Genomic DNA, 12,711 nt, shown 5'->3' on the forward strand with positions numbered 1-12,711 from the left:
AATTTTAATATGAAAAATTTAAAAAGACTTTTACTACTTATAGTGGTAGTTATAATTGTAGCTGTTGTTTATAACTACCCTAAACTTAATATGATTTCTGGCTATGCAGCAAAAAATATGGCATCTAACGTTTTTATTGCCAACAGAACTGCAGAAGCAATTAATAAGGTAGATAACAACGTTCCGTTAATAAAACTTGCCAAGTCTAAGGTAGATAATAAATCTAAAAGCGCCACATCTTCTGTCTACGGTTTAATGAGCCGTAAAGCTGTGTACAGAGACGGTTTGGGAGCTGTTTTGGTAAATGATGATTATGACCCTACTAAATTTACATTACAACCGCATAGAGATTTTACTAACACGGGTTTATCTTTTCCTTATGGTGATAAAAAACAAAAAGACACTGTTTTTGCTAATATAGATTACACTAAGTTATTAAAAGCAATAGGTTTAGGCTTCTCTAATCCTGATGTACAAAAAACAAGAAGTACAATTGTTATATACAAAGACCAAATTATTGCTGAACAATATGATGGTGGCTTTACTAAAGACACTAAAATTTTAGGTTGGTCTATGACAAAAAGTATTGTATCTACACTATATGGCATATTACAGTGCAACGGCAAATTAAACGTAAGCCAATTAGTTCCTATTCCTGAGTGGAAAAATGATAACAGAAAAAATATTACTTACAATCACTTACTACGTATGCAAAGTGGTTTAGAATGGGATGAAAACTACACTGAAATATCTGACGCTACTAAAATGCTTTTTTTAGAGTCTGATATGTCTTTAGTACAACAAAATAAAGATGCAATTGCCAAACCTACAGAGATTTGGAATTATTCTTCAGGTACATCAAACCTACTATCTGGTTTATTAAAAAAGAATTTTAAAACTCACCAGGAGTATTTAGACTTTCCTTACACTAGTTTAATAGATAAAATAGGAATGCACTCTATGTTAATTGAAGCAGATATGGTGGGTAATTACGTAGGCTCTTCTTACGGATGGGCCACTACAAGAGATTGGGCTAAGTTTGGATTACTGTATTTACACAAGGGAAATTGGAACGGAGAAAGGATTTTTGATGCCAATTGGGTAGATTATGTTGCTAAACCAACAGCACACTCTAACGGTACCTATGGTGCACACTTTTGGCTAAATGCTGAAGGTAGGTTCCCAGATGTTCCTAAGGATATGTACTATGCAAGTGGATACCAAGGACAGTATGTTTTTATAGTACCATCTAAAGATTTAGTAGTTGTTAGAACAGGGTTGGCTACTTACCCTACTTTTGACTTAAATGGTTTTTTAGGCGGAATTGTTAAGGCTATAAAATAGATGCAAAATAGCGCTACAACATACTTACTTGTGCTAACCACAAATAAGGTACTGTTTACAACAATAAATTTTTAAAACTATATACTGATTATATATTTACAGTGTAGTTTAGTTAGTTAGAATAAAATTTTTCATTTTCATATAGTGTTCTCACAAAAGAGTCTTGTTTTTGCCGACAAGACTCTTTTTTTTATTTAATACACTAGCTTAAGGTTAATTATTCTCTTTTTAAAAGCATTTATACAGCGCTGTAAAATTTGTTACATCAAAAAAGACTATGCTTACCACATAAAAGAGCTCTTTTACAACATAAAGTTTTAAAACCTTTATACTCTATATATATTAGTAGTGTAATTAAAATAGAATAAAATTTTCATTTTCATATAGTGTTCTCGTAAAAAGAGTCTTGTTTTTGCCGACAAGACTCTTTTTCATTTTATGCACTATTACAAACAATACATACTAAAAACAAAAAAGTGCTCAATTACTACTGAACACTTTTTGTTATTTTACTATTTATAAAAATTATTCTTCTGGCGGGTAACCGTGTATTTTTTCAAAATCTCTATCAAAATTCTCTCGTAAATAAGCTGTTAATCGCTTCTTATAATCGTCCTTTAACCAACTTAAAAAATTATAAGTACTTCTACTAATACACTTTGCATACATTTGTATACGGTAATCTATATCTACATCTAACAATTTAGCTAAGGCTAAAGCATCATAAACATCTTCGCTATTTTCTATACAAATTTTTGCATGTTGCTCTATAGAACGCTCCAATACAACTTTAGAAGATTCTCCTGCAGAAACAGCATTTACATAAGTTTCTTTAATATCAAAATAAACCTCTTCTGACTTAGCAAATTGCTCACGAATTTCTTCTGGCATTTCATGCTTAAAAGTGCTTTCTATTTCTTCATCGTTCTTTAAACGATCCATATAGAAATTAGGGTTATGAAAAATTGTTTGCCAATCTAAATCTGCTCCCCAAGGTCCAAATCTATGGTAATTATTACCTAAATCTATTACTGTAAATTTAGATTTGTTATTAAGTATACGAGAACCACGACCAATCATTTGATAATACAAAGTTAATGACTTAGTAGCCCTGTTAAGGATAATGGTATCTATAGTAGGTTCATCAAAACCAGTAGTTAATATACTTACAGATGTTAGTATAGCATCTGGAGTTTCTTTAAACCATTTTAATATTTGTTTACGCTGTTTTTTTGTAGCTGTATTATCTAGGTGCATTACAGGAAAACCAGCATCTTTAAAAGTATAATATACTTGTATAGATGTATTAATACCGTTATTAAATATTAATGTTTTTTTACCTTTAGAGTGTTCTTTATAAGCTTCTACAAGCTTATCTAACATTGCAGTACTAGAGTATAAATCTTCAGAAGATTTTACAGTATAATCTCCATTAGAACCAATTTCTAATGAGGTTAACCCCATATTATATTGATGAACTTCTGCACGAGCCAAAAACTCATTTTCTATAAGAGAACCAATGCTTTCTCCAGTAATTAACTCATCATAATTATCTTTCATTGGCAAGTTCTTATTAGAACTTAACGGTGTTGCCGTGACACCCAATATAAAAGATTTATCAAAAAACTTAAATAATTTAGTAAATGAGTTGTAGTGTGCCTCATCAATAATAACCAATCCAATATCAGAAATATCTAACATATCGTCATTCAAACGATTGTTAAGTGTTTCTACCATTGCTACAAAACAGCTATACCTTTCTTGGTCATCTAAATTAGCAGTACTATTTACCACCTTACTTATTACACCAAAACTATCTAACATTTTAGATGTTTGGTTACACAGCTCTACACGGTGTGTCATTATTAACACCTTTTTTTGGTGGTGCTTTAAGTATTGCCTAACTATTTCAGAAAAAATAACAGTTTTACCACCACCTGTTGGTAATTGGTATAGTAAGTGATGGTCATCTGGAGCTGTTTCAAATCGCTCAAAAATTTCATTTAAAGCTCCTTTTTGGTAGTCATACAGCTCTTTATCTGTCTTCTTTTCTTGTAATTCGAAAGCAGTCTTCGTCATAGTATCCATATCTAATTGGGCTGCAAAAATACGCTCTTTGCTGCGTTTTTAACGAATAATTAGCTAAAAAACTATTCACAAATTTTTAAAAAAATAGGGATATCGTAAAAACTAAGACTTTTTTCCTATTCTGTTAGAGAATCTAGAGAATATCATAATTTTTTTCTTGGTATTAATAAAATAAACTCCTGTTAAAAGTACAACTGCAGCTATAACAGATTGTATGGTAATGGTTTCATCTAAAAAATACCACCCCAAAAGCAATGCAATAATTGGGTTTACATAAGTAGAAGTGGCTACTTTTTCTGGAGAAACAAATTTTAATAAATAGTTAAAAGAAGTAAACGCTACAATACTACCAAAAACAATTAATAATAGCATAGCCATTTGTGTTTTTCCTTGCCACTGGGTTGGTAAAGACCAAGTTTCTCCAAAACAAAAACTTGCTATTAACAAAAAGAAGCCTCCAGATAACATTTGATAACCTGTATTTACAAAGTAATTTTTTGGCAAATCTGACTTTGCAACAAATAAACTACTACTAGACCAGCTTACCATACACACAAAAATCATTATCATTCCCAACAAAGACCCTTCTTTATTTACCACTTGTTTTTGACTAACCAAAAGGTAAATACCAATTATACCTAAAACAACACCTACAATAGACATTGGTTGTATTTTTTTACCTTGAAAAATTCTCATTAACAATAAAACAACTAACGGTTGCGCAGATATTTCTAAAGCAGCAAAGCCACTATCTACATAACGCAAAGCCCAAACCACTACTCCATTACCTAATGCTAAAAATAAAAAACCTGCTATTATGGTATTTAGTAATTGCCTTGCTGTTATTTTTAATTTAAACTTTAAAAATTTACTAATTACAAATACAAGTATACCTGCAGTAATAAAACGTATAGCTGCTAACATAAAAGGTGGCAACTCTGTTACTGCTATTTTATTTAATAAATAGGTAGATCCCCATATAACGTAGATAGAGAAAAAAGCCAATATTATTAAGGTTGTATTAGATGATTTACTCATAATAAAGGGATAAAAAATAAAGCAGTAAAAGTAAGTATTAGTTTTAAGTAAAAAGATAATAAATATAAGCTTATTTGTTTCTTATCATACATCAATGTACTTTTTACCATACCTGTGTAATTTTGTTACAAATAGTTATAATATGAGCACAAAAAATATAGAATTTATTGCAGCACCAAGAACTCCACACTTTGTGGGCGATGGTTTTAGAGTTCATAATTTTATCCCAAGCGGTTTTAGGCTAGATATGGAACGTATGAGTCCGTTTATATTGTTAGATTACAATTCTAAATACAACTTTCCTCCTTCAGATACTCCAAAAGGTGTTGGTGTGCATCCGCATAGAGGTTTTGAAACTGTTACAATTGCTTACAAAGGTAAAATTGCGCATCATGATAGTAGCGGCGGCGGCGGTATTATTTGTCAAGGTGGTGTACAGTGGATGACAGCAGCATCTGGCGTTTTACATAAAGAATATCATGAAAAAGAGTTTAGCAAAACAGGTGGTGAGTTTCAAATGGTACAGCTATGGGTAAATTTGCCTGCCAAAGACAAAATGAGCAAGCCTAAATACCAAGGTTTTTGTAATGATGATATTAACAAACATATATTGGATAATAATGCTGGTACAATAGAAGTTATTGCTGGTAATTATAAAAACACAAAAGGATCTGCAAGTACCTTTACTCCCTTGCATATGCTTAATGCTAAGTTAAATACCAATAAAGAAGCGCTCTTTAGTTTTCCTGAGAATTACAACACAGCAATTTTGGTTATAGAAGGCTCTGTAGTTGTAAATAATAAAGAAAATGTTATTACAGATCATTTTGCGTTGTTTGAAAATACAGGGAAAGATTTTAAAATTAAAGCAACAGAACAAGCAATTGTTTTAGTTCTTAGTGGCGAACCAATTAACGAGCCTATAGCAGCCCAAGGTCCGTTTGTAATGAACACTAAAGAAGAAATTGCACAAGCTATAAACGATTTTAATATGGGTAAATTTGGTTATTTAGAAGATTAAAAAAAGTAATTATGAAAACAGTAATACATAAAGCAAACACAAGAGGACATGCTAATCACGGTTGGTTAAACAGCTACCACTCTTTTAGCTTTGCCAATTACCAAAACACAGAACGTATGAATTTTGGAGCATTACGTGTATTAAATGATGATACTGTAAGTGAAGGTAGAGGTTTTGGTACGCACCCGCACCAAAATATGGAAATAATATCTATACCATTAAAAGGCGACTTACAGCACCAAGATAATATGGGAAACGCTACAATTATAAAGCAAGGAGACATACAAGTAATGAGTGCTGGCACCGGAATAATGCATAGTGAATACAACAAAAATAAAGACAGGGCTGTGGAATTTTTACAAATTTGGATTATTCCTAATAAAACCAATGTTAAGCCCAGATATGATCAAATATCCTTAAAAGAGCTAGAAAAACCGAACTCGTTATATCAAATATTATCTCCTAATGCTAATGATGCTGGTGTGTGGATTTACCAAGATGCCTGGTTTAATTTAGGTACTTTTACAGAAGATACTACTACAAGCTATGCTTTAAACAAAAAAGACAGTGGTGTATATGCTTTTGTTTTAGAAGGTAATGTTAGTATTGAAGGTGAGCAATTGAGTAAACGTGATGGTATTGGTTTATGGGAAACAGACAATATAGCTATAAATGCTAGTAAAAATAGTAAAGTACTATTAATAGAGGTTCCTATGGTTTTTTAAACATATACTTAATACTTGGTAAAGTTTTGCTTTGCCAAGTCTTTACGTATTCTACTTAAACTCTCTGGTGTAATACCCAAGTAAGATGCTATCATCCATTGTGGTACACGCAACAAAACATCTGGATATAATTTTATAAACTCTAAATACCTTGTTTTAGCAGAAGCCCCTAAAAGTAAATGTATTCTTCTGTTTAAATGACGAATATGGTTGTGTAATAATTTTTCATTTTTTTTTCTAAAAGATGGATTTAAATCGGCCACAAGCTCTACAAAATCTTCATCTAACAGTATTACAGTTGTGTCCTCTAAAGCATCTATATAATAGTTTGATGGTTCTTTAAAATACACACTATCTCTATCTGTAACAAACCAATTTTCTGTACCAAATTGCAGAATATTTTCTTTACCATTTTCATCTAAACCATATAGGCGTAAAACACCCTTTTCTACATAAAATGTATGCTTACAAACATCTCCTGCTTTTAAAAGTTGTTCTCCTTTTAGTACTTTTTTAGTTTTTATATGAGGTTCTAATTGCTTAAAAGCAACAGTACTTACCCCCATTTTATCAAAAAGATATGTTTTAAAGTTTTGTTCCATAACTAATTTGTAGACTATAAAAGTACTCTTATTTATATTACTCCAAAACCCTTTGAAATACAAACATTTCTTTATTCTTTTCTTTACGCTCTACCACAGGATACAAAACAACTGCATAGCCGTTATCTTTTGTTTTATTAATATTAGATATAATTAAATTAGAGTAGCTAAACTCTATAACCTCGCCACTAATTAAGTCTTTAAATCCTTTAACATCTTTACTATAAAAAAGTTCTAGAATTTCGTTGCCTCTTATAGTAAACCAACCATTACTAAATTCTGTATTAAACCTTATAACACAAGTGTTATTACTAATTTTCTCTGGTTGCCACGTATTAAATAAATCATCTTTAATATCTGCTAATATTTTAGACGTACAAATAGCATCAACTGTTATTGTTTCTATACTTAGTTTCCCATTTTCTTGGGTTAAAATATAAGAGTTAGACTCAAAAGATAAACTAATAATTTCTCTATAAAAGTTGGTAGAAGCTTGTAGTTCTCTGCGTCTTATTTCTTTACCTTTTTCATCTATTTGTCTGTGCAACCAAGTAGTTCTGGTATTAGAGAGCAAATGAATTTCATTATTTTGTATAAATATTTTATTGTTTCTTGGTAGGGGAACTTTTATATTATGTTTTTTCTTAAGTATATTATTTTTAAACTCTATTGCTAAAAGTTTATCTGGTTTTTTATCATTCCAAATATCTACGTCATAAAAAATTGAAAACTGATTAGAAACCCCTATAAATTTACCCGTAAAAGGTCTATTCCCTTTTGGTAATTTAGTTTCTTCTCTATTAAAAAGCGGAATACTAATTTCTAATTGTTTGTTTGGGTGGTAAGGAACAACAGACACGTAATTTTCTAAAGACGGACTAAAAAATAATGTTGGCAAAACCCCATCTTCTTCTTTAAAGTTTTCTGCTTTTCCCTTGTTATCTATAATTATATATACCAGATTATAACCACCATCTATATCATAAACATAACTAGCTATTAATGTTTGTTTTTTACAGTAAATACTGTTTTTTACCGATATTCCGTTTTTCATTTCTAATGCAGTAATTACACCTAAGCTCAACTCATTAGTAGTAACCTTAAAAGGTGTAATTTCTTCTATGTTTTTCATATACTAATCTCTAGTTTTTTACCATTTCATTCGCTGTAATCTTACAGCATTTAAAATAGCTAATAATGCCACACCCACATCTGCAAAAACAGCTGCCCACATAGTTACCAATCCAGCAGCACCTAAAAGCAATACAATAAGTTTTACACCAAAAGCTAGTGCTATATTTTGCCATACAATTGTTTTTGTAGACTTGCCAATTTTTATGGCTTGTACAATTTTAGATGGTTGATCTGTTTGTATAATAACATCTGCAGTTTCTATAGCTACATCACTACCTAAACCACCCATTGCAATACCAACATCACTAACTGCTAGTACAGGAGCATCATTAATACCGTCTCCAACAAAAGCCACTGTAGCTTTAGGGTTTTTCATTAATTCTTCTACTTCTTTTAGCTTTTGTTCTGGCAGCAAACCACCTTTAGCACGTAATACATTTATTTGCTTAGCTACATTTTTAGTAATAGACTCCCTATCACCAGAAAACATATAAAAATCTTTAACTCCAATTTTATAAGCCTCAGAAATAGTCTCTCTAGCATCTTCTTTAATTTCATCTGATATAATTACGTAACCCACAAATTGGCCATCTATAGCAATTAATACACTAGACTCAACTATATCTTCAATTTCTGTTAATGCATCTATTTTATAATCTAACAATAGCGCTGCATTACCTACCAACACTCTTTTTTCATTTACAATACCCTTTATTCCTTTACCTGCTATTTCTTTAATTTTTATTGCATTAAAAGTTTCATTTAAAGGATAATCTAATAATGCTTTTGCTATAGGGTGCGTAGACGAAGCCTCTAATGCAAGCATATATTTCATCATTTCTGGTTCATTAATAGATAGTGCTTTTATTTCTTGAATTTTAAAAACACCTTTGGTAATTGTACCTGTTTTATCCATTGCTAAAGTATTTACTTTTGCAATGATGTCTAAAAAAGATGCTCCTTTAAACAAAATTCCGTTTTTAGAAGCAGCTCCAAGTCCACCAAAATACCCCAAAGGAATAGATATTACTAATGCACAAGGGCAAGAAATAACTAAAAAAACTAATGCTCTGTACAGCCAATCTCTAAAAACATAATCATTTACAAAAAAGAAAGGTAAAAGCGTAAGCCCTACGGCTAAAAAAACTACTATTGGCGTGTATATTTTTGCAAATTTTCTAATAAATAATTCCGTTTTAGATTTACGAGCTGTAGCATTTTGCACCAAGTTTAGGATACGAGCTATAGAACTGTTTTTAAACTCTTTAGTAGACTTAATTTCTATAACATTTTGCAAGTTTATACTACCTGCATAAACGGCAGAGTTTTTACCTATATTACAAGGTTTACTTTCTCCTGTTATAGCTGCAGTGTTTAAAGATGCATTGCTAGATAACAAAATACCGTCTACAGGTATTTTTTCTCCAGATCTAACCTTTATAATTTCTCCAATTTTTATAGTATCTGGTTTTACACTTAAATAACTACTATTTCTAAGTACTAACGCCTCTTTTGGTCTAATATCTAATAGCGCTTTAATATTGCTTTTAGCTTTAGTTACTGCTGCTCCTTGAAATAACTCTCCTATGGTATAAAAAAGCATTACAGTTACACCCTCTGGATACTCACCTATAGCAAAAGCACCTATTGTAGCTATAGACATTAATAAAAACTCTGTAAAATAATTTCCTTTTTGAATACTTTTAAACCCTGCTTTTAAAACTGGTAATCCTACTGGTAAGTATGCTAATGTATACCAAACTAATCTATACCATCCTTTAAAATATGGAGTACTATTAAAGTAATCTAAAGCAATACCTATAAGGAGTATAACAAAACTTAGTATTGCGGGTAAATATGCTTTAAAACCTGTTGCTATATTAAAATAATTATGATTTTGTTTTTTTACTTTTAGACTATTCTTCTCTTTTCTCTCACTCATACCTAAATTTCTATAAAATATACGTGTAACAGTAGTATGTTGGACTTAATGCTGTTTGATACATATTTCACTATAAAGCTATGGTAATAAAAAATAAAGAGCATCACAAATAAATATAGTATTTCCTTTATGCATTTAACTTATTTTTTTAATAAAAGAAAAGTAACCAAGCATAAAAACGTTTTGTATGAATAAAATAATATTACGACTAATAGACCGTTATTAAACCGATCTTGATTTTAAAAATTAATATTTTTTTATGTTTATAATAAGTTAATATTAAAAGTGGAATGTTAGATTTGCAAATTAAAACCTAACCAAGAGTGATTATAAAATATATTATAGCAATGTTATGGAGCTTGTCTCCGTTTGGAGAGGCCAAAGTTGGTATTCCTTATGGTATGTACAACGGGCTAAACATTTACGTTGTTTTTATTTTATGCTTTGCGTCTAACGTGCTTGTTTTTCCTGTGATGTTATTTTTTTTAAATAAAATAAATCATTATTTACTAAAATGGCGTGTATATAAAAAAGGAGCAATATTTGTTGCCAGAAAAGCAAAAACAGGATCTGGAGATAAGATTAAAAAGTACGGCTTTTGGGGATTAATATTTTTTGTTATGCTACCGGTACCTGGTACAGGTGTATACGCAGGTACAATAGCTACTTATTTATTTAAAATAGAAAGAAAAAAAGCTTTTTTAGCTAACACCATTGGCATTTTCTTTTCTTCTGTAATTGTATGGGTTGTTACCTATTTAGCCATGCAAGGTATGGCGTAGTTATTTTACTTAATTCTTTTCTTTAACTCCTCCATAGATTGCTGCAGTTCTTTTAACAAACCTTTTTCTGTGGTTGTATCTAAACCAAAAGAAATTTTACTATTTACTTGCCAAAGTTCTTGTATTTGGTCTGCTGCCACTTGGTATGGTGGATACGTTTCATTTAAAGAAATTAAGGATACAAAATTACTATTAGGTACTTTTTCTATTTTTTTAACCAATACAGCATCATACAAAACAACTACATACATTTTATTTGCACTAATGTCATTTAAACTTTCTGTTGCTTTAGCCAAAACCCACTCTCCAGGGTATAAATTAGGCAACATACTATCACCTTCTACTTGGAACCCTCTATAGGTTGCATTTCTAAATTCCGGAATGGGCAAATCAAAAGCAGGCAATTGCTTATACCAACTAGCATCTTGTATATTTTGTGGGTAACCAGCTGCAGCTTTAGCATTTACCAACACCATATTCTCGTTGTCTTCTGCATCTACTGTAACAAATTTAGGTATAACACTATTTGCTGTAGCAGATAGGTATTTCTGATTTCCCTCTCCAAAAAGCCATAGCGGATTAGTTTTAAATTGTTTTAATAGTTCTGTAACAACTTTACCAGAAAGTTTAGTTCGTCCTCGTTCTATATCTGCTGTTGTACTAGATATTCCTAATAATTTTGCGAATTCTGCTTGAGTAAAACCTAAGTCTCTACGTACCTCTGTAAACCGTTTTACCTCTATACTATAATCATTTCCCATACGCTAATATAGTTATTTTGGAATAAATCCATTGCAAAAATGGAATAAATCCAATTTTTTAATAACTTATCTATGTAAATACCTACAAAAACAATACTAAAACATCTCTTATAGCGTTAAATTAACTTATAACCTTAATCAATTTTTATAATGAAAAAAATTAACATTATGCTTGTGTGCTTTTTAGCACTAAATTTTTTCTCTTGTTCATCTGATGATGACTCATCTGTAAAAAATAACGATGCAGAAATTAATGCTCAGGAAGATGAACCTCTAGAAATAAACAGCGTAAGTTCTGCACTTATTATAGAAGGAGCTACTAAAAAAACAGGAACCCTAACTCCTACAGGTGGTTTAGAGTTTACTATGGATTACAGCAAACAATCTGCTTTTCAAAAAAATGGATTTGAAATTGAATTTAATTCCGCATCAAATTATACTGGCGCTTATATACAATTAAAAGATGAAAACGGAATGGCAGATTCTTATTTTGATGTTCCTAGATCTGAGATTTATGTTTCTGGTAAAGGAGAACAAACTAAAAAGAATAGAAACTTTTTAAAAGGAAAATCTGCAGGTAAAGAAAACGATGCTACTATTGAAGTAAACCTTGATGAAAGTGTTACAGCAGTCACTTTTTGCTATGTTATTTGTTTGTATGATGGTGAGGGTAACATTAGTGAACCTACAGAGATTTGTGTAACAGTTGAAGCTTGGGGTGGTAATAGTGATTTAGTTGGTACTTGGAACTTTACAAAAGAAATTTCGGATGGTGATGAAGTAAAAGTGAATGAAGAGGATTGTTTTACTTTTGACTATACTTTATGTAATGAAGAAGTAATTGTTGACGAATGCTCTACCGTAAATTTTTTAAAAATAAAATTTAATAGTGATGGAACATTTACATATAATAATTCATTTTCTGATAAAAATATAAATTGGACAGATAGTGATGAAGCTTGTGAAGTTATTTATAACAATGATGAATCTTCTTCAGATACATCTGGAAAATGGGCGTACAATGAGGAAGAGAACCAGCTTACTTTAGTTGCTTTTTCTGAAACAGAAACTTATAATAACGAAGAAGAATCTTATGTTTACGAGAATGGCTCATTAGATATTGAAGGAGAAGTTACAGTTTCTGGATCTTCATTAATAATAAAAGAATTATTTGAAAATGTTGGTTTAGAAGAGGATATTTACGAGTATTACTTTGAAAAAGAATAACTAATTTAAAATCAATACATTAACAGATTAAAAGCCCAAACTATATT

At 30.7% G+C, this 12,711-nt stretch carries 11 protein-coding genes; 5 read left to right on the forward strand and 6 right to left on the reverse strand.

All coding sequences use genetic code 11. The features are described from left to right. Positions 1 to 9: 9 nt before the first annotated feature. Positions 10 to 1,344 (forward strand): serine hydrolase, encoded by a 1,335-nt coding sequence (locus tag JM80_RS12900; RefSeq protein WP_186439770.1) that lies wholly within the window; start codon positions 10 to 12, stop codon positions 1,342 to 1,344. Between the two features lie 525 nt (positions 1,345 to 1,869). Here JM80_RS12900 and JM80_RS12905 read toward each other — a convergent pair. Continuing rightward, complete coding sequence (locus JM80_RS12905; protein ID WP_034643977.1) at positions 1,870 to 3,423, reverse strand: DEAD/DEAH box helicase; 1,554 nt, start codon at positions 3,421 to 3,423, stop codon at positions 1,870 to 1,872. Between the two features lie 111 nt (positions 3,424 to 3,534). Then, positions 3,535 to 4,470 (reverse strand): EamA family transporter, encoded by a 936-nt coding sequence (locus tag JM80_RS12910; RefSeq protein ID WP_013622353.1) that lies wholly within the window; start codon positions 4,468 to 4,470, stop codon positions 3,535 to 3,537. A gap of 142 nt (positions 4,471 to 4,612) precedes the next feature. Between JM80_RS12910 and JM80_RS12915 the strand changes: the two genes are divergently transcribed. Together JM80_RS12915 and JM80_RS12920 are read left to right on the forward strand one after the other, a co-directional pair. After that, entirely contained in the window at positions 4,613 to 5,491 is an 879-nt protein-coding gene (locus JM80_RS12915) for a pirin family protein (protein ID WP_144710454.1), read from the forward strand. Positions 5,492 to 5,502: 11 nt separating this feature from the next. Beyond that, positions 5,503 to 6,216 carry a pirin family protein gene (locus JM80_RS12920; protein ID WP_144710456.1) on the forward strand — a complete coding sequence of 238 codons (714 nt, stop codon included), beginning with the start codon at positions 5,503 to 5,505 and terminating at the stop codon, positions 6,214 to 6,216. Positions 6,217 to 6,224: 8 nt separating this feature from the next. On the opposite strand, the gene JM80_RS12925 is transcribed toward JM80_RS12920, so the two are convergent. From JM80_RS12925 to JM80_RS12935, 3 genes are read right to left on the reverse strand one after another with little or no spacing between them, the layout of a single operon-like run. Beyond that, complete coding sequence (locus tag JM80_RS12925) at positions 6,225 to 6,818, reverse strand: Crp/Fnr family transcriptional regulator (RefSeq protein ID WP_013622350.1); 594 nt, start codon at positions 6,816 to 6,818, stop codon at positions 6,225 to 6,227. 37 nt (positions 6,819 to 6,855) lie between these two features. Next, positions 6,856 to 7,950 (reverse strand): hypothetical protein, encoded by a 1,095-nt coding sequence (locus tag JM80_RS12930; protein ID WP_144710458.1) that lies wholly within the window; start codon positions 7,948 to 7,950, stop codon positions 6,856 to 6,858. 18 nt (positions 7,951 to 7,968) lie between these two features. After that, entirely contained in the window at positions 7,969 to 9,894 is a 1,926-nt protein-coding gene (locus JM80_RS12935; protein WP_144710460.1) for a heavy metal translocating P-type ATPase, read from the reverse strand. Between the two features lie 347 nt (positions 9,895 to 10,241). Between JM80_RS12935 and JM80_RS12940 the strand changes: the two genes are divergently transcribed. Beyond that, entirely contained in the window at positions 10,242 to 10,676 is a 435-nt protein-coding gene (locus tag JM80_RS12940; RefSeq protein ID WP_013622347.1) for a small multi-drug export protein, read from the forward strand. 5 nt (positions 10,677 to 10,681) lie between these two features. On the opposite strand, the gene JM80_RS12945 is transcribed toward JM80_RS12940, so the two are convergent. After that, positions 10,682 to 11,437 carry a LexA family transcriptional regulator gene (locus tag JM80_RS12945; RefSeq protein ID WP_144710462.1) on the reverse strand — a complete coding sequence of 252 codons (756 nt, stop codon included), beginning with the start codon at positions 11,435 to 11,437 and terminating at the stop codon, positions 10,682 to 10,684. A gap of 150 nt (positions 11,438 to 11,587) precedes the next feature. On the opposite strand from JM80_RS12945, the gene JM80_RS12950 reads away from it, so the two are divergent. Next, positions 11,588 to 12,664, forward strand: coding sequence for a hypothetical protein (locus tag JM80_RS12950; RefSeq protein ID WP_255436793.1), 1,077 nt, complete (start codon positions 11,588 to 11,590; stop codon positions 12,662 to 12,664). Positions 12,665 to 12,711 lie beyond the last annotated feature (47 nt).

Origin of the sequence: Cellulophaga sp. RHA_52 (assembly GCF_007827205.1) — a bacterium.
In the GTDB taxonomy this organism is placed as follows: Bacteria; Bacteroidota; Bacteroidia; order Flavobacteriales; family Flavobacteriaceae; genus Cellulophaga; species Cellulophaga lytica.